The organism is Rhodococcus sp. USK13 (genome assembly GCF_018343855.1).
Taxonomy (GTDB): Bacteria; Actinomycetota; Actinomycetes; order Mycobacteriales; family Mycobacteriaceae; genus Rhodococcus_F; species Rhodococcus_F oxybenzonivorans.
Genome location: NZ_CP069243.1, coordinates 35198 through 57110, shown reverse-complemented (window position 1 = coordinate 57110; position 21913 = coordinate 35198). Strand labels below are relative to the sequence as shown.

General features: G+C 63.5%; 19 protein-coding genes. 1 reads left to right on the top strand and 18 read right to left on the bottom strand.

Features of this window, described 5'->3' with window-relative positions; genetic code table 11:
• Window positions 1-91: 91 nt before the first annotated feature.
• From JQT59_RS38115 to JQT59_RS35870, 3 genes are all read right to left on the bottom strand, one after another.
• The gene (locus JQT59_RS38115) at window positions 92-571 is read right to left on the bottom strand and encodes a DUF6884 domain-containing protein (protein WP_349307044.1); all 480 of its coding nucleotides are present in this window, start codon (window positions 569-571) and stop codon (window positions 92-94) included.
• Window positions 495-1025: a hypothetical protein gene (locus JQT59_RS37520; protein ID WP_249354710.1), complete on the bottom strand. Its 531-nt coding sequence runs from the start codon at window positions 1023-1025 to the stop codon at window positions 495-497. Before JQT59_RS37520 ends, JQT59_RS38115 begins: the two co-directional genes overlap by 77 nt.
• A 100-nt stretch (window positions 1026-1125) precedes the next feature.
• Window positions 1126-2316, bottom strand: coding sequence for a hypothetical protein (locus JQT59_RS35870; protein WP_249354709.1), 1191 nt, complete (start codon window positions 2314-2316; stop codon window positions 1126-1128).
• Window positions 2317-2625: 309 nt separating this feature from the next.
• Between JQT59_RS35870 and JQT59_RS35865 the strand changes: the two genes are divergently transcribed.
• A complete protein-coding gene (locus JQT59_RS35865; RefSeq protein ID WP_213578500.1) occupies window positions 2626-3126 on the top strand; it encodes an N-formylglutamate amidohydrolase in 501 nt (166 codons plus the stop codon).
• Between the two features lie 180 nt (window positions 3127-3306).
• Here JQT59_RS35865 and JQT59_RS35860 read toward each other — a convergent pair whose 3' ends face one another.
• The 15 genes from JQT59_RS35860 to JQT59_RS35790 all read right to left on the bottom strand — a co-directional run bounded on the left by JQT59_RS35860 (window position 3307) and on the right by JQT59_RS35790 (window position 21905).
• Window positions 3307-4398: an ADP-ribosylglycohydrolase family protein gene (locus tag JQT59_RS35860; protein ID WP_249354708.1), complete on the bottom strand. Its 1092-nt coding sequence runs from the start codon at window positions 4396-4398 to the stop codon at window positions 3307-3309.
• Window positions 4395-4565, bottom strand: coding sequence for a helix-turn-helix domain-containing protein (locus JQT59_RS35855; protein ID WP_005574598.1), 171 nt, complete (start codon window positions 4563-4565; stop codon window positions 4395-4397). Before JQT59_RS35855 ends, JQT59_RS35860 begins: the two co-directional genes overlap by 4 nt.
• 65 nt (window positions 4566-4630) lie before the next feature.
• The gene (locus JQT59_RS35850) at window positions 4631-6580 is read right to left on the bottom strand and encodes an ADP-ribosyltransferase (protein WP_249354707.1); all 1950 of its coding nucleotides are present in this window, start codon (window positions 6578-6580) and stop codon (window positions 4631-4633) included.
• 315 nt (window positions 6581-6895) lie between these two features.
• Complete coding sequence (locus tag JQT59_RS35845) at window positions 6896-7555, bottom strand: hypothetical protein (RefSeq protein WP_213578499.1); 660 nt, start codon at window positions 7553-7555, stop codon at window positions 6896-6898.
• Between the two features lie 500 nt (window positions 7556-8055).
• Window positions 8056-8310: a hypothetical protein gene (locus JQT59_RS35840; RefSeq protein WP_213578498.1), complete on the bottom strand. Its 255-nt coding sequence runs from the start codon at window positions 8308-8310 to the stop codon at window positions 8056-8058.
• 40 nt (window positions 8311-8350) lie between these two features.
• Window positions 8351-9283, bottom strand: a complete 933-nt coding sequence (locus JQT59_RS35835) for an ATP-dependent DNA ligase (protein ID WP_349307043.1) — start codon at window positions 9281-9283, stop codon at window positions 8351-8353.
• Window positions 9284-10004: 721 nt separating this feature from the next.
• Window positions 10005-10454, bottom strand: a complete 450-nt coding sequence (locus JQT59_RS35830; protein WP_213578603.1) for a hypothetical protein — start codon at window positions 10452-10454, stop codon at window positions 10005-10007.
• A 1087-nt stretch (window positions 10455-11541) separates the two neighbouring features.
• Window positions 11542-13503 carry a cutinase family protein gene (locus tag JQT59_RS35825; protein WP_213578497.1) on the bottom strand — a complete coding sequence of 654 codons (1962 nt, stop codon included), beginning with the start codon at window positions 13501-13503 and terminating at the stop codon, window positions 11542-11544.
• A gap of 205 nt (window positions 13504-13708) precedes the next feature.
• Entirely contained in the window at window positions 13709-14506 is a 798-nt protein-coding gene (locus JQT59_RS35820; RefSeq protein WP_213578496.1) for a hypothetical protein, read from the bottom strand.
• Window positions 14506-16374, bottom strand: coding sequence for a hypothetical protein (locus JQT59_RS35815; RefSeq protein ID WP_213578495.1), 1869 nt, complete (start codon window positions 16372-16374; stop codon window positions 14506-14508). The genes JQT59_RS35820 and JQT59_RS35815 overlap by 1 nt, the downstream gene beginning before the upstream one ends.
• A complete protein-coding gene (locus JQT59_RS35810; protein ID WP_213578494.1) occupies window positions 16374-17546 on the bottom strand; it encodes a DUF2637 domain-containing protein in 1173 nt (390 codons plus the stop codon). Before JQT59_RS35810 ends, JQT59_RS35815 begins: the two co-directional genes overlap by 1 nt.
• A 187-nt stretch (window positions 17547-17733) precedes the next feature.
• Window positions 17734-18168: a ParB family protein gene (locus JQT59_RS37515; RefSeq protein WP_249354706.1), complete on the bottom strand. Its 435-nt coding sequence runs from the start codon at window positions 18166-18168 to the stop codon at window positions 17734-17736.
• Window positions 18168-18956, bottom strand: a complete 789-nt coding sequence (locus tag JQT59_RS35800) for a ParA family protein (protein WP_213578486.1) — start codon at window positions 18954-18956, stop codon at window positions 18168-18170. Before JQT59_RS35800 ends, JQT59_RS37515 begins: the two co-directional genes overlap by 1 nt.
• Before the next feature lie 745 nt (window positions 18957-19701).
• A complete protein-coding gene (locus JQT59_RS35795) occupies window positions 19702-20949 on the bottom strand; it encodes a Rep protein (RefSeq protein WP_249354705.1) in 1248 nt (415 codons plus the stop codon).
• 698 nt (window positions 20950-21647) lie between these two features.
• Window positions 21648-21905 carry a hypothetical protein gene (locus JQT59_RS35790; protein ID WP_213578483.1) on the bottom strand — a complete coding sequence of 86 codons (258 nt, stop codon included), beginning with the start codon at window positions 21903-21905 and terminating at the stop codon, window positions 21648-21650.
• Window positions 21906-21913: the final 8 nt, after the last annotated feature.

Here is a 21913-nt window from a genome sequence, read left to right as displayed (position 1 = left end):
AAGTTAACCTGCGGCCACTGGGCGGCCCTCGACCGCGATTCCTCCAGTCACCAACCGGCTTAAGGCCCGCCCAGCACGAGATAGGAAACCGTCAGCATTCTTGCCCCCACAAGTCCAGACGTGCGGCGTCCTCGTTCGAATCTATCGCGCGACTCCGACGTTTCTGGGTCATGCCGACTTCGGATGCGACTCTGCCGCATCGATAGCGGCCACGCCTATGGCAGCGATGTGCGCGAGGCGTTGTTGCTGTTCTCCGATGCCGCGGCAACCCGCGAGTGGAGTGCGGGCGTGTGGGAAGACCGCGGTGACGATCCGGCTGTAGTCGCGACCGGAGGACGATCACGTCGTCGGTATCGAGCAAACCATGTGCAGCGGCCTGCTCGTGAACGGTGTCGGCGGTAATCGAGCCGAGCTCGCCCAGCCGCATCTCGTACGGGGCGGTCACGGTGTCGAGGTTGAGCAACCCGTGCAGCCCGGACAGGATGCGAATGTGCTTACGTGGGGTGAGCCGAACGGCCGCCTTCTGGCACAGCCGGTGGTAAGAGCCGAGGTAAAGGGCACCGGCCGGCATCGGTACAGCAGTCTTTCGTGCCCCACAAGGAATCACTACCAACGGGGGCCGGCTCACCCGCGGTGACAGGGACGACGCCGTGCGCCAGTCCTGTGGTGACATTCGTGTGGTGGTCGTGCATGACGTGGTCGGCGAGCGTCCAACCCAGCCATTCCCAACCCGGACGGTGCCGCAGGTCGAAGACGCCGTGTCGGTGACCGGCGATCAGAAACGGGGAATTCCAGAGCAGCAGATCGGTGTTCGGCAACCGCATCTCGATGCCGTCGTGCCGGCGCAACAGCGTGGTGGTCGGGCCGACGGAGAGCGGGACACCGCCGTGCTGGCCACCGCCCTTCGGGCCGATTCCGGGGCGGGAGAACACCAGGCCAACTTCCATGATCAGGGCTCCGCCCGGCGCGGGCGGAGTCAGAGTCGGGTCGGTGTAGCGGTAGGTCGGGCGAATCAGCGCAGGCATGGCGGGTCCTTGTCGGTGGCGGGAGGTGGGCGCGCGTCATCGGCGGCGTCGGGGTCATCTCGTCGAGGCCGGGCACGCGGTGTGGGGTTGGTGCCGTATGTCAGGCGGCGGGTTCGAGGGTGTCGAGCTTGGCGCGGGTGACGACGGTCTGGTCCTGGTCGCGGAACGTCTCGTGGTCTTTGACGGTGGCGCGCAGGATCCGCACCCGCTGGCCGGGCTCGTAGTCTCGCGCACCGGAGGCGAACCACTTGATCAGCTGGTTGCCGTCGGTGCGGAGAACGAGCAGGGTCTTGGATCCGTAATGGCCGTCGATGATGCGGGAGACGGTCACGGTGGCGTCGAGGTCGGCGACCTTGGCACCCTTCGGCGCGACGAAACCGGGGACGATGGTGGCGCGTTCAGCGGCGTACTGCTGCTGCCGGGCGTAGACCGCGACCAGCGATGCGGCGATACCCACTGACTTCGCCGAGACGTATTCTCCGGCGAGCAGGGTGCGCAGGTTCATCCCGTAATCGGTGGTCGGGTCGACGGTCTCGGCGGAGGCGAGGACGGCGTCGATCAGCTCGGGCTGCTCAGCCTTGATTCGGTGGGCCTTCGCTACGCCGTCTTCGAGTTCACGGCGCACTGCCTGGTTGCGGATGGACGCCAGTCCCCACACGGCGGTCGCGATGGTGTCGGCGGTTGCGGGAATCTCGCGGTCACGGGCTCTGGCACGGGAGATGTAGCCGCGCCCGCCTTCGGAGAAGGCCAGTGCCAGGGCGATGGTGTCGAGCTTGTGCAGCGACCGGTCCCCACCGGCTGCCGGTTCACCCCACTCCTGCCCGCCCAGGGCGGGCAGGTGCTCATCCAGGTCGTATTCGAGGGTCCACAGTCCGGCGACCTTCACCCCGAGGAACAACGTGATGCAGCTGGCGCCGACCTGCTTGATCTCACCGGTTTCGGTGTGGCGCAGCACGTACAACTTGGCGCGGCGGCGGGACTTGTCGCAGTAGTCGCAGTGCGGGGTCTCCGGGCGGCTCCATCCGTCCAGGTTCTGGCCGGGAGCGCAGAAGGTGACGTAACCCGCCTCCTCCTCGACCAGGCGGGCAATGAACACCCAGCCGCCGAACCCGATTCGCGGCGCGGACAAGGTCAGGCGCACCCGCTCCTGTGCGATCGTGATGCCGAGGGCGTTGGTCTCCTCGTGGGTGTAGGGGTCGAGGGCGTAGGTGAACCGTTCGGCGATGTTGTTGCGCGCCAGACGGGCGTTGGCCTTGTCGATCTGCTCTAGTGCCGCCGTCAGATTGGCCATCGGCAAGTCGTACATCACGTATCCCCCTCAGTAAGAACCCTTCGGCAGAACTTTACAATGCCACATTGTTATGTGCAATCCCGGCGCCATGCCGGGGGACCCGGAGTCATGGTGAGCCTCCACATCGGACATGGCATACGAGCCACTTCCCAACACAAGGGGTGAGCTCCTGCACACGCGTGCCATCGGCGGGCCCTCACGGACAGGGGTCACCGATCGCCCATCATGCTGATTTAGCTCCGCGAGCAGTATCGATATGGAACTACGCCGCCCCTGCCGACCCCGTGTGCTGCACGTACGCTTACCGGTATGTCCGCTGACCTCGGCAGAATCCACGCTGACTCTCACGAGTCGCTGCCGGACCTAGTAGCTGAGGACGGCGCGGCGAATCCACACAGTGTCACGGCGAGGGCTCGGACCGGAACGAATGTCGAGTTGCGCATTCACACGTCTACCGCACCGTTCGATGTCGCGGCCGAGGCGTGGGTTCCGGCGTCGGCCGGGACCGTGGTCACAGTCGTCGTACGTACCGTTGATGCGTCGACGGGACAACCGCGGCATCTGCCGCCGGCGGAGCCCAATGAGTGGGCTCGGGCAATCTTCTCGACCGTCGACTCCACGAGTGGTTACTTTCTCGGCGCTGTCGACCCGGATACCGGAACCCACCGGAGCGGACAGTTCGCGTATCGCCTTTACCTCGACACCGCCCGGCGTGCCATCCCGGTGCCCAGTCAGGTGGTCACCTGTCCGCACTATCCTCTGTCTTCCGTCGACGGCCAGCCCGAAACCACTGTCCCAATGGTCGACTGACCGAATCGTTGCGCGGGTATGTTCCGGATCCGGCGCTGCCTGCCTCGTCGACCAACGCAACAGCTGTGCCCATATGGGTACTTATCCGCTCTATGGGGGCTAGCGGCGCCTGCGGCGACTCAGGAACGTGTCGTATCCCCTGGTCAAGACCGCTTACCCTGTTCGGCCCAGGGTCTGTGGTCACCGGGTGTTCGGTGTTCCCGGAGGCCGGATCGCCGCGGCGGCGAGTTCGGCGGAGTAGCGGGGCTCGAAGAGCGGGTTCATGCCGGCGCTGTTCCAGTAGTCCTCGGCGGTATGGGCTGCGCCGATAAGCCCGCCGGCGATGCACGCGATGGAGTCGGAGTCGCCGTTGCTGGTCGATGCCCAGGCGAGGGCCTCGGGTCCCGTGAGGGCGGCCTCATCCTCTGCGGTTCCCAGGTCCGCGACCAGCAGGGCGAGAGCGACGGCGCTGGCCGACTCCCAGCCTTGACCGATTCCCGCACATGGGTCGCCGAAGTCGGCCGGCGGAAGGGTGCGTAGTTGTTCGAGGCGTTCCGCTGCGTGGGTGAGGATCTCGCAGGTGCCGTCATTCAGACCGTCTACCAGGTAAGACGACACGTCCCCGGTGATCGGGGCGAGGACATCGCGCAGGTAGGAGTCCTCGGTCCAGGTGCTGGTGCCGTTGTAGATCTGTGTGGCCGCAGTCAGGGCGTGTTCGAGGAACCGGCCGCGGCGTTCGGGGGCGTGGCGGGTTGCGTCGGCGAGGAGCAGCGCCGGGACGACAGCGCGCGGGTGCTTGTGTGTGATCACGGCCTGCAGAGCGGTCAGCCCCAGCCAGTAGGGCTCGGGGGCGAATGCGACTGGGACCAAACGCATCACTGCCCCGCAGCCGGCGGATTCGACGGCCCCGTCCGTGTCGTACCAGCGAGCGCCGGCGCGCAGGTTCCTCAACGAGGTCATGCAGGTGCGGCCGGGGGCGCGGGTGTTGTCGGGGTCGACCTGCCAGAGGAGGAAGTGCCGGGTGATCGCGTCGGTGACCGCGTCGATGTCGCCGAAGTCGGTGACCTCGACCAGCGCGTGGTGCACGGCGAGGGTCATCTGCGTGTCATCGGAGAGCACCCACTGCCCGGATGGCGGGGCGACCGGGTAGGCCGGCATCTGTGCGTAGCTGGTGAATTCGACCTGATACCCCCACGCGTCGCCGGCGGCGAGGCCGGTCAGTGCATTGGCGTACCGGATGGCACTGTCCTCGGTTGGTGCCGCGTCGGGGTTGATCGAGGGTGTCACTGTCACGGGGTCTCCCCCCGCGAGAGGGCAACCGCCGCTGACCGGATGGTGACGATGTCCATGAGGTCGAGGTCGGCGACGCGGCCGAGGTAGTCGGCGATCGCGTCGGGGGTCATGCCTTCATCGAGGTGCCGACGGATCTCGTCGAGCTGCTCGTCGTTCAGTGCGGCCATCGTGGGGTCCTTCCGTCTCGCCCCTCCGGGGAGGGGACGTGTCATTTTTGCTGGTACACGGCAGTTTATGCAGCCTTGGTGGCGGAACCGTCACCGTCTTCGGCCTCGGCGACTAAGTCCTCGGCGACCATATAGACCGTTGGCCGGCCGCTGATCCCGTGATGGTCGACCTTCACGCACCGCAGGTGGGTCCCCATCGGCAGGACGACCTCATCCTCGGACGAAAAGTTCGAGATGGACTTGACGGGCAGGCCGTCGCGGGTGCGGACGACCATCATGTACGGCGGGTGGCCGGCGAAGTTGTGGGCGGTGCTGTGGTTGGTGCTGAAACTGGTGACCTTGCCGATCTCCATCCGCGACCCGACGGTGAAGGCCGAGTCGATGTACTCCTCGGTGGTGCCTTTCCACCCGCTGGGAACTTGGGTGCCGCGGACCAGAGTCATCGGCGTCTTGTTCGGGTTGTGCGCACGGAACTTGTCGAACGCCGAGTCCAACTGGGACACCACGGTCTTCACGTGCCCGGAGGGGTTGGCATCGCGGCCGGTGATGGCCGCGTTGATCGAGCGGTAGCTGCCGCCGGTGTAGGTCGTCAGGGCACTGCGTTCCTTGTAGCTCAATACCTTCTGCACGAACGCCGTGTTGGAGGTGGTCAGCGCCCCGATGTTCGACGTTTGCACCTGGCCACCCGGCCCGACCTGGAAGCCCCACGACTTCAAGTCGCCGGCCCGTTGAGAGATCACGGCGTAGTCGTCGGCAGTCTCCCTGCCATAGGCGCGGATTCCGCTGCGCCAGAGGCTGGCGTGCTTGTCCGCGCCGAGACTCTGCGGTGGGATGTCGTGCTCGAAGTGCGGAATCGTGCCGCCACCGATTGTCGGTGTACCCAGAGCCCGCCGGTGGGCCTTGGCGTAGGCGGCGTCGGCCTCCGCCTTGTTGGCGCCATCGGCGAGGGCCTTCGCGCGTGCCTGCTCGCCCGCCTGCACTGCAGACTGTTGCCGTAGCGTCCGCCGATGCCGTTTGATGCCGTCGTGGATGTCCGCGCGGACCGGGCCGCCCCCGGCGGAGTCGGTCAACTTGTCCTTCGCCTCGGCCATCTCCTCGTCGATGACGGCCTGCTGCGCGGCCGGAGTCGACGCATATCCGTCAACGGCCTTGCGGGCGACTTCGAGCCCCACGTCGCCCTTCATCGCGTGCGCCTGTTTCTGCAGCTCGGTGGCGTTCGCGGGCAGCGGATCAGGATCGGTCAGTTTCGGGATGCGATTGGCCTTCGCGAGCGCATCGTTCTTACCGGTGGCCTGGCCCACCGGATGGTAGGCGTCGCCCTTGCGCTGCAGGATCAAGAAATCCGAGGAGCCGCGCCGGTAGATCGCGGTGCCGCCGTCGAGGATGCGGCCCTCGACCTCGGTGACGCCGGACCCGGTTTCCATCGCGATGGTGCCGGCGGTGTAGACACTGGTGTCCCGCGGTGTCGATGCCAGGGTCGGCTGTCCACCTTCGGTGAGCGCCTTCGCCGCTTCTGGTGCGGCGCGGCGGTTCACCGATCGGGCGATCGCGTCGATCTCGTCGTCGGACAGGGATGCGTAGTATGCGTCGCGCTCGGCGCCGGTGGCCATGTCCTCGCGCAGACCGAACTTCGCGGCCGCTAGGTCTTCTCGAACCTCGACCTGCCGGCGCTTCGCGTCCAGGTAAGCCTGTTTCGCGTCGTCGAGATCCTTCTGCTTCGCTGCGATGTCGTCTGATGAACCGGTACCGTCTTCGGCGGCCTTCTTTGCCTTCCGGAGCCGGGCTCGAATTCGGTTGACTGCCTTGCGCGCTTCCTCGGCCTCGGCATCGACGTCGAGGACGCGTTGCTCTGCTTCGTCGAGGGCGGCCTGCGCTGAGGTCATCTGCGGGCCCTTTAGCTTCGCGCGTTCGGCTTCGGCATGGGCGATCAGGAGTTTCGCCGACGGCGGGTTGGCGTGGGTACTCGGCATCGGGATGTCACCGAGGACAGATTTGTCGATTCCCAAGGCGGCCATCAGTTCCGGCAGGATGCTCGGCGGTGCCGACTGTACTGCGGCCGCTGTTTCCGTCAGGCCTTGCTCTTTGAGGTGGTCGACGACTTTCTTTCGGGCGTTGCGGCCGTGTCGACGGTTTGCGTTCGCTTTCGCTGCGGCGCCGTAGCTACCGCATCCTGGGCACCGCCGGGCTCCATGTGATTTCGACCGACACATGAGGGCAGAGTACTGGGGAGATGACATGTCCCCTCCTTTGCGGTCTATGTATCAGGTCATTTTTGTTGCCAAGCGAAGATGGGGAGCAGTGGCCGTATTCGTACCGGCGGCTCTGCGTTGCTATTCCGTAAGTGGTGTGCCCGGTTTCGTGGGATCGAATTTCAAGTCGATTCGTCCGTCCGGGTACACAGTCAGGTCTATTCGTCCAACGCCCCTGAGCACCGTCGGGGCATTCGTGTCGAAGTTCGCTTCGGTGTTGGTGGTCTTGTCGAACCACTCGAGGAAGTTGGCGATTGAACCGATTTTGGCGATTCTCTGATGTAGCGCAGCTTGGTCGTGACCAGGAACGAAGAGGGCTCCATGGATTTCTGTGCCGCATCCGCACAGGCATGGGCGCCCGAAGCCTGGAGTGTTGTCGTCGATGTAGGTGATCGGATTGCGCGCGCTGAGCGACTTTTCGGGTGCACGGTGACCGACGTAGGTGTCGTGAACGGGGTGACCTTCCGCGAGGAGGTCACCTTCAATGATTCGCCGGTTCGGTTTCCCTTCCGCGTCGACAATGGTTCTGATCTTCGCAGCCATGACGACTTCGCCGGTTTCGTTGTAAGACAACAGGACGTAATCCTGGAGGTCGGCGCGCGCCCCGAGTGCCCAGTACCCACGGTTGGCGTCCCAGTTCTCCTGAAGAGTTCTGCGCTCATCCCATCCATAGAACTCCCGAGGCAAAGGGTCAGTCGGATCAGTGGCTTTCACAGCCCTGGTCAACTTGATATGCAGCATTTCTATACCCCTAGGGCTTGGAGGCTCGGTTATGCACCATTCCTGCTAGTTGGCTAGTTTGCCACTGTTGGCGCATAACTACAAACCCAGGGATGAAAGGTCTATCAAGTATCTATGGGGAGTGCTCAGATCACACGGTTGTCTCACCGTGGCGAGTTGGTGTCCCGCCGAGGAGGCCTCACAGGAGCGATACTTGCCCACGCGACGTCGAGCGCTAACGCATCACCCAGCCCACAACAAGTGACCTGACCTGTAAAGACACATGTCCCCGATGGGAATATCACTGTTGCCATAGCCGTTGAAGGGGTGGACGGTGTCGCGCATACCCCGGGTACCACATCAGAATCGTCGCCGCGAGCGACCACATGCCGAGAGGCGATATGGCGGCACCGTCATCCTGACCGGTCAGACCTTCATTGCGAAGCGTGCCGGGAAGGAACGAAGCCGCTGACTCCATCTGGAGCCAGCGGCTTCCTTGTCCAGTTCATCCCTGACGCCGATCAACTCCACCGAGTCTCTTTTCCGTACACATCCCAGCGGTCGTTCATTTGTTGGCCGAGGTCGGAACGTTGGTGGTCATGAGCGATTTCGTAATCGAACCGATCCGGCTCGGCCATCGCTTTCATGTTCATCCAGTCGCGGGCCCGCTGGAACAACTCGCGCACACGGCGTTTCCTGCGTCTGCGTATATCTTGCGCGGTATCTCCGGGTTCACCTGGAATAGTTAGGTAGATCCTGATCTCGCGTTTCGCCATGATTCGAGCCTGCCCGCTCACGGCCTCTGATGATGTCGCTTCAAAGCAATAGATGCCACTGAACATCATGGTGCGAGACGTCGGCCCTGATCCCTTTGAATGACGGGTGCCTGAGGCCTGCTCCGGTGAATTCTCGATACTCTACGTCGACCACCAGGCGCGATTCCGTCCAGTGCACACCCTTCGAGTACTGGTCAAAGCCACGGAATGGACTCGTCGGACGTTCCCACTCGACGAGCCGGTCCCGAAGCTGCCGCCGCATGGAGTTCGTAAATCCAGTTCCCACATGGCCGACATAAACGAGATCGCCGGAAAGATCATAGGCGCCGAGCAGCAACGATCCCACCACGTTTCGCTGCATACCTGACCCAGCGCTCCACCCACCAACCAACAGGGAGGCCCTTCGCCGGATGACGGACTTCACCCACGATCTCGACCGGGCGCCGGGCAGGTAGATCGAGGTGACCTTCTTGAACACACACCCTTCGAGCGCGTGCTGACGTGCCACTTCGAGCATGGTCCGGCTGTCCACATCCACCCAGTGCGGCGGCACCTGCAGCCGTGGGCCGGGAAGGTTTAGGGCGGCAAGCGCGGCACGGCGGTCGAGGTACGACTCACGGGTCAGATCCACCCCGTCGGCCGACAGAAGGTCGAAGGCGTAAAAGGTGACCGCGAAGCGCCGGCACAGCGACGCGGTCGGCCGCGTCACGTTCATTCGATGTTGCAGTCGTCCGAAAGACGGCCGGCCGTGGTCGAGAGCAACGAGCTCGCCATCGAGGACAACCTTCCGCTCCCCCACTGCAGCCGCTAACGCTGCCACAACCTCGGGGTAGGACTGTTCGACGCTGTTCCCGCTTCTGGACCACAAAACCGGAGAATCACCGCAGGTCGTGACAATACTTCGGCACCCATCCCATTTGAACTCAGTGGCCCAGCCCTCACTCTCCGGCGGGAGCCCGAGAGTTGCCAACATCGGAGCGATCGGCTGCCTCCCAACTTCGCTCATTTGCCGATTGTGCTCCGCGGGCAGCCGCCGGGCGAGGGTTTCAATGCTTTGAACTGGCGTTATGCCGCTCGTCCGACCCCGTGAGGGCGGATGCGCCGAAGACATACGTTCGAACGTATGTGCGATAATGGAGGGGTGATGGCCGTGGAACCCTCCCCTGACCTATGCCCAAACGGGCATCGCCTAGTTGGCGGGACCTGCCTTGTCGGCTGGGAGGTCTGTGGATGCGAGGACGCGGCGAACGGTGGTCACCGAACGTTCTTCTGCCGAGGTTGTCTCGCAACGATACGAATACCGCCATGTTCAGGACCTCAACCTCAGGCCGACCGGTGGTTTACGCCCGATAAGCCGGGGCTCTGAGCGGAACAAAAGTTCCACCACAGTGCGTGCGTGACGTCCTTTCTGTTCAATGCTGGCTCCTCGGCGGAAAGCGGTCATGGCGTGTTGCCTTCGACGTCTGCTTGCCTGAGCGGTCCACCAGCCGCCCGCGCTCTCGACTGCATTCCGGACTCCCGGTATTGGGGACGCGCCCCAGCCGATCTACAGCTGGGGCGCGTCCGGCGCGCTCACCGGGGGGAGGCAGAGCGCCCTGAGCGGACTCGGGGAAAGCCCGCAACGCCCACCAGACCACGAAACAAGCGGCGATTCAACACAAGTTCCAAGTTCGCCGAGAGTTCGGGCGGTTGGTTCACCGGTCGGCGTTCAATGCCAACACCCGTGACCGCGCTTCCATGTAACGGGCCAGCAGGGTAAGCATTTCGACATCGGGGTGGGTTAGCTCAGGCAAGTTCTTCGCCTTGATGATCTGACGATCTAGAACCGCTATCTGGCGGCGGCATTCTTCGATTGCGTCCGGTGTAATCGGGTCGGCGTCGAGCCGGTCGGTGAGGTATCCGATAGCTCCGCTCAGGCTGCGGCCGGGGTTCTGTGTGTTGTTGCCGTTGCGACGGGCGGCGACCATCTGCCACCACTCGTCGAGTTCCACCAGGAGCGCTGGATTGTCGGCGGCGACCCGTAAGGCGCGGTCGACTGCTTGCGCGTCGGTGATATCGCCACTCCAACACTCTGTCTGAGACAAGATGTGTCCGAGCTGATAGTTCGCGAGGTCATCGCCACGGCTCCACCAGTACGACACCATGACGAACACGTGGGCCCGCTGGTTCGACTCCCCCACCGCCTATCCCCTTTCGCTGACAATTGGTTCCTCATGACAACACTGCACATGCCCGGTCGGCTGGGTTCCGCTGTCTATGGACGCTGCTCGGGTGGCTGCGCACATCGGGCAGCGCGTGAGTTCGTCGATGATCCACCCATGTGTTCGCGCGAATGCGACAGCGTCGTATTGATCGGCCACCGCGGCAGCGAAACGGTGCTCGCATAGGCCACAGTGGATCGTCCAACCGCGTCGTCCAGTGGCACGCAGCAAAGTGTTCAACAGTCATGTCCCCCCACACGTTTTCACGAACTGCAGGGATCAGCATCGCACACATCTATGCCGCAGGGGGAAGTGAGAAATCGAGCTGACTCAAACACAACACGGCCCCGGGCGGGTGGTAGAAGCTAGTCGCCCGGGGCAGTGACGTGTGGGGTCTAGCCGAAGAGACCGGTGCCGGGGACTCCGCCGATTCCGAGCAAGTAGAAGATCCACATGAAGAGCGGCATGGTGGGTGTTCCTTTCACGAACAGCGTTAACACCAGCCTGTGTGACCGGTGAGCGTCGTTGTGTTCGTGCCGGTTCTCCGATCGCATCTCGTTCGAGTAGTCCAGGCGGCTTCGGGGGAATATCAGGTGGACGCCGGGTTTGCCGCCAGATGGAATTCCATGGGTCGCGAGGGGTCCCATCCCGAACCGGACCTTGCCTCCCGCGGGGCGGGCGTAGCCGGCGCCGCGGTGGTGCACCTCGGAGTCACCATGCGCCACCAGGCGCGAGGCTCTGTTGAAGCGCAGTTCGCTGGCTTTTGACCAGCGTACGGCGATCGATCGTGCCTTCACTCAGTGCGGCCGGACGGTGTCCAACGTGGTAGAGCCCGGCCGTGTGAGGGCAGGGGAACACTGCGAGCGACTTCTGGGTCTGGTGGCGCTTGCGAACCTTTTTCGCGTCAGCGCGCGCGAGGTAGCCGCGGTGCTCACAGTGCGCGCACCAGGTCCAGCGTGCCGCGGGGTTGTGTGATCGGGGGATAGCCATGACGATCGCCTCTCGCTTGCAGGTTTGATCTCGGAGGCGATTACGCTGCCCGGCCGATTTGAAGGTTGAGCCAGTCCGAGAGCCACTGGATGGCGTTTCGCCCGGCGTTGTCGACGACCAGGTTGTTGTAGTCGGTGTGGGCACCAGAGGTGAAGAAGGATGCGGCATTGAGGCCTTCCCCGACGAGGGCTGCTAGGTCGTCGGCGCCCTGGGAGCTGGCCATCGTCGTCAGCGATCCGGTCAGCCCTTTGAGGTCAAGGTTCTGTGCCTGGCTGGTGATCGCGTTGGATGCGGTGTGTGATTGCTTTCCCAGCAGTGCAGGGTCGGTCTTGGTGGCCTTACCGGAGAGCATGTTCACCGCCACTGAGGCGAGGTCGAGGCCGACCGGCAGTAGCCCCGCCATCGCTGCGCCTGCGCCGAGGGGGTCGGGTGCCTGTCCCGGCGGTGGCAGCAGCCTCTCGACGGCTGTCCAGGCGATCTCTTGGATCTGGCCAACGATGTTTGCGAGCCGAATGATGTCGACATTTCCGAGAATGGACGTGACGAGCGCGGCGATCTGGGTGTAGCCGGTCGGATCGGGAATGACGGAGAGCACCTGGGAGACCCACTGCAGGTCGACTCCAGCAGCCATTTTCACCAGCGGCGAGAACTGATTGTTCAACTCTCCCGCAATGTGATGTGCCCCGCGCGCGTCTAGAGCTGCGACTTTTTGTGGAAGCACGGCGAGATTGTTGAGGATGGCGGGCAGGTCGAGTGCGGTCACGTTGGTCACCACGTTGAGCGCTTGACCCACCACGACACTGGGTTTGAGCACCGACAGCACGCTCGACGCCGACGCGAGCGCATCTGCAGGTGTTGCAGCAAGTGGCGCGACCTGTGTGCTCAGAGTCCCGGCCGCCGACGACAGCGCGACCGCGTCTGGGGATGAGGCCGACAGCGTGGTGGTGCCCGTTTGAGTCAACGACGATGCCGTGTCGGCGAGTTTCGCTGCGGTGGTCAACGCACTCGATAGATCGGCTTGGGTTGCAGTGTTGAGGACCTGGCCGGCGGCATGCTCTGCCGTTCCCGGCGCGGCGGTGGTCAGGTTGGCCGTTGCTGCAGAGTTCGCGGCCCCGGTGGCGAGTAGATCTGCCACCGGGGTGAGTGTGTTCATCACTGACGTTGCAGACCTCGCCAACTGCGCGACATCGATCGTCTCTGCGGTGGCCTGTTGCGCGAGAGTCTCGGTGTTCGAGCCCAGTCCTGGCAGATCAGCTTTGGAGAAATCTGAGGTCAACGCGGTGGCAACCGTTGAACTCCCTCCAGCGGCGGAACCTTCGCTCTCAGCGCTGGGCGCCTTACTCAGGATCGATCCCAGCGACCCCAGCAGTGGGCTCGAGCCCTTCTGGATTGAGCAGTACAGGTCTTTTCCGGAATAGCAGATTGAGGCGACACGGCCGGAGAGCTTGCCCATCCCCTGTGGGCGAGGGTCGGCGATCCCGGTTCCGGTCGCGCGGGGCCCGACGACGGCTTCGCCCTTGGTACCGGCGCCGGGGTCAGCGAGCAGTCCAACCGCAAGCACCCGCTCGGGTGGAATCGGGCCGTTGTCGTTTCCGATGTCGGAGGCGAGATCGCCTGCAGCGTCGGCGCCCTGCGAGTATCCGGTGATCGTGTATTTGGTGCTTTTGCATTTGGCCGCAGTGTCGGTCAGCACCTTGCTGGCTTTGGCATGCGCATCGGACTTGCTGTCGGCGTAGGTCTTTCCGTTGTCGAATGCACGGGCCATGTACGGCAAGGTGTACACCTCGGCGCGGTTTCCCTGTTTGGTTTTGATGGCGTCGGCGATGGGCTTGAGCATGCCAACCGGAACTGATGGGTCGGCTGTCTCGTTGGTTTCCCAGGTTCCGGGGATCATCAGGTTGAACACGGCCGCGCAGCTACCTGGATCGGCGCTTGCCACCGAGGGAACCGTCAGGGCTGCTGTTCCGGACGCGAGTGTCGCGGCCACGGCGGCGGTGAGCATGCGGCGAGCGTTCGGACGTGTGGCAGGCAATCGGCACCTCATCTACCGGCGGACAGTGAATCGCCTGTTGGTGGGAACAACTGCTGTGACTGCCAGTCATGCCACCGCGAGGCGAGCGCCCACAGTGTCTGATTTGGTGCCTGAATCTCAACGTGATCTGTGGATAACTTCGGTTCGCCCGTCTAAGTAAGAGCGCCGAGGTTGGCTAAGTCCAGTCGATGTGCACAGATTCGATGGAGTCGAAATGGAAGCCGAATTCGTCGCTGTACTTGTCGAATCCCTTGTTTTCGGGGTAGTCGAGGGTGGCGTGGCGTTCCAGGAGTGCGACGACCCGGGCGTGATCGTCGTTAGCCAGCGCTGCGGCGAGCTCGCGAGATTCTTCGGTGCTGAACGGGGTATCGGAGTTCGCGAAATTCAAGGTGCGGACTCGATAGTCGTATCCCTCGTCGGATCCGTTGCGCACCATCACTCCGCCTTTGACGCGAATGGTTGCTTTCTTAGGTGTCCCGTCGGGGCGCAGGACTCCGGCCCGTTTCATCGTGTCCTCGGCCTTGACCTTCTTCAGTTTCTTACTGGCGTCGGCACGCAGCTCGTTCGTTTCACCGGATCGGTATCGGGATACAGCGGAGCGGGAACGCCCGATTGCGGCGGCCACCGCGTCGATGCCACCGAGCCGTTCGATTGCCGCGCGGCGTTGCGCGCGCTCGGCAACGTCGGGGTGCGGGATGTTGCCTTTCTGCGCCCAGCGGCGCAACGTCCGGTCGGACGGTGGTTTGCGGCCGGCGTCGATTGCGGCCTGTCGAAGACCCTCATTGCCGATCTCTTTGCGAACCTGTTGAACCGTGACTTTGCTGGTCAGCCCGGCTAGTCCCCCGCTCTTGACCTGCTTGGACTTTTCGATCCCGCTGGTAGCCGCATTGGCGACGGACACCTTCAGACCGTCGAGGCCGACCGCCTGTTGCGCCGGTTTCTTGCTACGCGGCTTCGGGAGGTGCAGTGCCATCAGTCATCCCCCTCCTCGTCCTCGAATGCCGCCTTGATCGCGAGATTCACATCGTGCACATCCTGGGCGTTCGCGAACGCAGAGAGGAGGGTATCGGTGAGGTCCGACTCCTTCTCGATGACCATCTTCCCGAGCGCGGCACTGTCATCCGCGATGTCCTCGTCAGCGAGGAGGTACACCCAAGAGTCGGTCACGGTGCGCACCGGCCAGCGCCCCGTCTCGCGTGCGATGCGCATGGCCACGCGACGACCGCGCCACCGGCAGTGCGCGATGATCGCCGCCCGCCACAGAGGCTGATGGTGGTGCACCATGCGGTTGGACGTCCACATGTCCGGGTTGACCATCCGGCCGATATAGCCCTTGTAGCAGGCCCCGAGGAACCGCTTCATCGCGGCGTCTTCGGTATCGCCCGCAGTCCGTCGCGCCTCTCGCAGGATCTTCGCCCACTTGTCCAGCACCCGGCCCTGTTCGGGGTACACCCAGGCCTCGGCAATCTCGAGGTCGTCAAGATCGGCGCCGATGCCACCATCGGCGATCGGATCTCTGAGGGCATCAAGGGTGACAGTGGTGACCCAGGTCTGCACCGGCTGGTCGTCGAGCATGTATGGGTGCGGCAAGGGCAATTTCTCAGGTAGTGCCAGCGTCTGTGCGGCGGGCAAGGTGATGCGCCACAGCCCGAACGGGGTCCCCTTCTCTCCCACTGCTGCTGTGGCCGCCGCATCACCGGTCAGGTGCTTCGGCTTCCCATAGCCGAATTCGAGCATCCCGGCTGAGGCCAGGTAGGCGGCGCGCTGGTCGATCGAGACCACGCGGTGGGCGCCGGCGAGGTCGGCAGCCTCCGGGACGCGGGTCCAGCCCACAGCCGGCTCGAGGTCTCCCCGGGGTGCGCCGTCGAGGGGTGGAACAGGCCCAGCGGTCGTGACAACGATGCCTTTCCCGCTACGGGTGCGCTCTCGTTTGATCTTGTCGATGACAGCGGCCCCGGTGCGCGCCGGGGTCGGACCGGGGAGCACCCCGAGATGTTTCGCGCACCACGCCAGTCGACGGCCCAGCTCGCGCGCTGCAGGCAGATCATCGTCGGGAAGGTAGGTGCCGGCGGTGGGTGAGCCGAGGACACCCATGTCACCGACCCGGTTTCCCCATCCGAAGTCCTTGTTCCAGTAGGTCCACACGTACGGCTCGATGACTACATCGACCATCGACGTGAACTTGCCGATGGCACGCGAGAGGTGGATCACGTGGCCCGGGTCGCCGCGAAGCTCCCATCCCGTGCTCAGGAGCGGGGTGAGCGTGGCGTGGAGGATGTCGGTCAGCTCGGCGGCGGCGCGGGTGCGGAGTGCTTCCATGTCGTCGACGTCGTCTTCGCTGCCGGGGTCGATGACCCACCCGAGGAGTTCGCAGGCGTCGATTCCGACGACCCAGATTTGGGCGGGAGTGCCCAGAGGGGTGAGCGATGCCCATCGGATCAATTTGTCGAGTTTCTCGATCGAGTTGACCGGGCCGGCCAGCTTTTGTCCGGACGGGGTGTAGGTCCCGGTGGCGGTGACGATCAGGGCGTGCCCGTCTGCGTCCTCCCCCACGGGCAACGACTCCCACACCGGTGTGGGTGTTGCGGCCGGCTCGGTCGTATCGTCCGCAACGCTGGTGTCCGTTGCGGTCTCGTCCGACGTTGCTTGATCGTCGACTGCCTGGGGTGCAACGTCGCCTCCTGTTGCGTCCGCAACGGGTGCGTGTTGCAGCGCAACGTCCGATTCGGTGGTCGGTGTTGGTGTACCGGGGTCCGTCGCCAACTCCCTTTTGATGTCCTCACCGGCCGTCAGGTCAAAGAGCGCGAACTGATCGTCCCCGCTCTTGCCCGGGCGGGACATCAGCGTGCCCCCACCAATGTGTACTGCTGGTCGGGCGTTGCCGCATTGCGGCTATCAGTTGCGTCGTCGACCTCGGGCAGCGGCGGGGTCCGGAATCCGGCCTCCACCGCGCGTTGCTCTACCTTGACGAAGCGGCGCATTGCGGTGGATGCCGCCTTGGCCCGCGTAATCGTCGCGATTTCCGCGTAGCTGAGGTTCTCGGTAATCCGCAGACGCGCTGTCTCCTTGACGACGGGCTCGAAGTCATCGCAGGAATCAATAAAGTTGAGGAGATTCTCGATGGTCTGCTCCTCATCGGGCAGCACGTAGATCTCCTGGGAGTCCTCGCCCGGCGCATTGCGTGCAACCTCCCACTCCCCTGCCTCCGCAACGTCGGCAACGTTGTGGGTGGCCGCAACGACCGATTCGGAGACCGGCGCAACGTACTGCGCAGCGGGCGCAATGGTGTCCGAGTCCAACACCTCGGCAGAAGCCGAGGTCACTCGCGGCGCCAGGTCGGCAGCCCCAGTAATCGGCGAGTACGCAACGTTCGATGCCGGCGCAACATCGTGGGCCACATCGGACCCCGCCCCGTAGCGTGTCGAAGCGGAATAATGGACCATCTCGTTGAGCTCAGGGGCGCTCTTGTCGATTGCGGGCCCCAACCGGGCGGCGTCGACGACCTCTGAGTACTCGCTGTGGGCGGTACCGATGGCCTTGATGAGGATGCCCACACCGTGGGTGAAGGCAAGAACCAACAGGGGCGGGATGACCGCAATGAGAGCGGCCCCCTCAGGGGCCAGCGGTATGTAGCCCAGGTCGAGGCCGGCCGCAACGTTGCGTGCGGAGATCTCCGCCGCCTTGTATGCGTGTACGGCATTGCCGACCACACTGATCAGTACGACTGCGATGGCAAGTCCCAGAAAGAACCTTTTGCCGGCCGAGCTGCCGCTGATCTTACTGAGTGCAACGACGGCAATCGTTGCGCCGAAGATTGCGCCGTCGACGATCGCGGGGAAGATCCAGGTGAGCCAATACGGCATGGTGGCCTGCAACGCGAGGTCGCGAAGCACCGCAAAGGACAGTACGAAGGCACCTGCCGTGATGCCCACCGCAATAAGGATCGCAACGACCAAGGCAGCGATCAGGGCGCCGAGCTGGATTCGTGCGGCCTTGAGATTAAGGTCATTCATAGATCGGGGTTTCCTTCCACGGGGTCCCGGTCGATGAGGCCCCGCCGGCTAGGCCCCGGCGGGGTCTCTCTCGTTGCGGCCGTTGCGGCCGTTGCTACGCAATGCTGTTTGTGCTGGCAGAACCCATATCCGTTGCGGCGCAACGTTGCGCCATATCGCCCATATGGAACATCCCTGCCCATAGTGGTTATATGGCGATCTCGTCAGCGGGCGCGGGGAACGGCTCGCCGTTGTTGTACTGCGTTTCGAGCTTGGTGCACAGCTGGTCGATGGCGGTGCGGATGAACTGCTGCTGGCTTTTGATTCCGGTGCGTGGGCGGGTGTGGTCGAGTGCGGCGACCATGCGGTCCTTGAGCTCTTCTTCCAGCGACAGCAGGATGTCGGTGGTTTGAGCCTTGCGCTTCTTCTCTGTTGCCTGTTTCGCCGGCGTCGATGCGGTCTTGCGTTGCCGCGGCGTTGCAGACGATGTTGCGGAAGGAGCCGCTGTGGCGGGCGTGTCAGGCAACGTTGCGGTCGGCTCCGATGCAACAGGCTGCGCCGTTGCGGTCGTTGCCGCGGCCTGAGCGAACGTGTTGCGCGCGCTGCGAGGGGCGGGTCGGGCAGGTTGGGGAATCTTGCTCATCAGAGGGCCACCTTCTCCAGGATCGAGATGAAGTTGTTGTGGAGGTTGCGGGACCAGACCGGGTTAGCGGGGTGCTCATCGAAACCCATGCCGACGTTGGTCAGCTTCGAGATATCCGCCTTCTGAATGATCGGGTCGCCGAGCAGGGCGATACCGTCCGCCGACGCGTACTCCTTGAGGTAGGCGATGACCTCCGCGTGGTCGTTGCGACGGCCGTCGAGCTTGTTGATGACAATCCCTGCGATCGGCAGGACCTTGTCCATGTACTCGGCCAGGTCTTCGAGAGCTGTCTGGATCGAGTTGAGGCCGTCGACTGCATCCGGTTCCGGGTTAACCACGATCAGAAGGTTGTCGGCGGCGTAGAGGGCGCTCCGGGAAACGAGGTCGATTGCAGGACGGCAGTCGATCAAGATGTGCTCGTAATCGCTGGACACCGGCTTGAGAGCGCGTGCGAAGCTCATCTCTCCCCCTGGCTTGGTGCCGAGCTGATCTGAGACAGCTTGGAGTTCAGCGAAGCCCGAAGGTACAACGTGAATCTCTTCCCGTCGCGCGGCGACGATCGCCTCGCGAATCGGTAGATCCGTCTGGCGGTCGAGAACATCTGCGAGCGAATGCGGCGGCGGCTCAGCTGTCGTATAGCCGGTCAGATGCTTCGTGGAGTTGCCCTGCATGTCCGCGTCTACCAGCAGGATCGTCCGCCCGATTGCGGCCGCGGCATGCGAGAGCCCGTTGGCGACCACCGTCTTCCCCACGCCGCCCTTGAGGTTTGCGATCGCAGTGATCGTCATGCCCCTCCCCTCTCTTCCCATATGGGAGCTTATAAATGCTTATATTAGCTTATATCAGCTAGCGGTACATGTCGTTCTCTTGCCTTACCTAGGGTGATCCTAGATTTCCTAAGAGGAGATAATCTGGAGTGACATGCTGTTATATACAGTTATTTCAGAAGATCTCTGCTAGCAAAATGTCCCGTAGCCATAGCTGCTCTGAGGTGAACTCTGCTCATCAGAGATCCAATGGGGAGATATAGCGCCAGCTGAGATAACGCCGCAGAAGCCCTCCAGAGGGGGCGTTCCCCCGCCGCACCCCATCCGACACCAGCTAGGCCCCGGCGGGGTCTCTTCGTTGCGACCGTTGCGGGCCGTGCCTACGCAATGCTGTTTGTGCTGGCAGGACCCATATCCGTTGCGGCGCAACGTTGCACCATATAACCCATATGGCGCATTCCTGCCCATAGGGGATATAGGACCAACCCCCACGCTCGACTTCTCGAACGCTTGGTTTCAAGGTGGGGATGTCGATCTCCGTAATGCGCGAGTCGAGTTTGGTGCGGTAATCAGATTCCGTAGCCCGCGCAAGTGGGAGAACCCGCCCAAGGGGGGACTGGGTCAACGAACCGTCACCCGAGTATCTGGATCCGCCGACCTGGCCACCTCCTTTGTTTTCGTCGGGGGACGACGAACCTGATCTCGAGAGCGGTGTTGGTCCTCAATAACGCAAACTACCAGCGCAAACGACATGTCCCTCCGCCCCTCACTGCTCCGCGCGGCGACGATTGTCGCGCAATACCTGCCGAACAGCGGCGAGCGCTGCAGCTCGATGCTCAGCGGATGCAGCCTGCACGTCGCGATGTTCACGCTCGGCCGCACGGGCGGCCTGCTCCCGCCGACGCTCGGCGTCTACGAGAGCGCGGAGTTCGCTGGGGGAGGCCTTTTTCCAGTCCATGCGAGCGAGCCGCCAGCGAAGAAACGCAGCCGGGGAATCGACACTGTTCGGCCAGATCCAGCCACGTGCAGCGGTATCTCGACCGAGTTCTCGCGCGATGTCTCGGCCTGTCCAACGTGTGATGTCGATTCCTGACGCCACCAGTGCGTCACAGATAGCCCCGATATGACCCCGCGGGTTCAGAGCAGGAGCATTGGCCACAAGGCTGGCCGCGGCCTTCTGAAGCTCGATAGAGCGCTGGTGCTCTTGGTGTGCTGGGTTGGATGAATCTTCGCCCGCGCGTGCGCGTTGGTGAGTACTACGTAACAAGAGATCTTCTGAAGAAAAGTAAGAACTTAGGGATAGGGTGTCACGGCCTCTGATCTGGGGATTCTCGGATCCGGCTTTGGCTGTCTTCGTTGCGTGGCGAGCGAGGCGTGCACGGTAGTTCGTGAGGCGTTCGGCCGCGCGGGTGCGCTTCTTGCGCTTTGACTGCGGGGCTGGGGGAGTGGCCGCTACGACCTCTCTCGGCGAGCTGAGTGCCCACACTGAAGCCGCCCGGTGTTGGCGGCCGCCGTGGTGCAGCTCGGCGGCCATGAACTCGCGGCCGTTCAGGTTGCGGCCACGCGCCAGCTCGACGCCCATGCCTAGGTCTCGCAGGACGCGACGGCCACGGTTGACCGTCGTTTCGGAGACTCCCGCGTACTTTGCGATCAACTCGCGTGATGCGGTGATGCCTCGGCCGGTTTTTGATTCGGCGAAGTGAGCGTGTGCGGTAGCGACGGCCATCATGCGTTCCACACCGACTTTGTGTTTCGACACGGATGTCCGGCCCGTGTCGCTGTGGGTGATCTGGTGGCGGAGTTGGCGCAACCATTCGGTGCGTCCAGACCACACCGGAACGCAGGCCTCTCGGCCCGGTTCGACGGGTAGCGCGAAGGAGCGGCCGCGCTGTCCGGTTTCCCGATTGAACTCGTGCAGCTCGTCGACAGCCCGGGCTGCGGCCTCGACGGAGGCTGCCCAGGCGTCGACCTCGGGGGACTGAGGAACATTCGCGTCACCGCTGTCGGGCGACACGAAATCAATGGGCGAAATAGAATGTGTTGAAGCTGGCCCAGGACGTGAGCTAGCCTGAGACGAACCGGTCACGGTGTCCCTTCGGGGAATGCAGTACGAGCCAGGAAGCGCCAACTTCCGAAGCTCACCTCTCGAAAGTTTGAGAAGACGGAGAACCTGCCACGTTCTCCCTCTGAAGGACCTGCCAGTCCTTGTGTCACCGCAATGCGGAACCTGATCCCAAACCACCCCCACCAGGGGGCTTTGTTTTTCGAGGGTCTGCGCTGTTTAGTTAGCCATCGAGGTACTCACGATGTGACTAATCAAAAGGCCGACCTCCTCTCCATGCGCTCCGGAGAGATCGGACAGGGTTTCGAGGCGGAAGACCTGGGGCCTCGAAAACTTGTGGCGTCGCGACGGCCCGCTGGGATTCTGCAAGTGCGGTTCCGCCGATCCGTGCGATGGACCGCGCTGACATGGGAATGTGGCCATGCTGTGCCAACAGTGATATGCGAAACGTCTTCGCAGGCAGTCCGGTATTGCGGCTCTGCGTTATCATCGAGAAAGCACCGACTCTTCCTTTCGAGGTAGGGGAGGTCACCGCCTCTTCCTTCTGAGGGTTAGTGGTGGTCAGGGAGCTGGGAAGCTCCCAAAATTGCATAAACGGACAACCCCCGACGCCGCCAAGCCCTGGGGGTTGTTCGCTGTTCAGGGCACGGTCACGCGCCCATCGCGAGCTGCTCAACGCGCCGTAACGACCCCGCTGCCTCGATCTCGAGGAGTCGAAGCTGCTCGGGGCGAAGTTTCGCGCTGATGTAGTCCGGGATGTCCAATCCGTGCGTGATCGCGAGAATGAGCACGGAGTAGTCCCCAGTGTCGAGGCCGAGCTCGGCTGCCCGAGCCTCGTAAAACCTGTGGTGTCTGAGGGGTGCACGCGTGGCGATCTGACCGCGGGGTCCCTTGTTGCGCTGTGCCATGTGGAAAC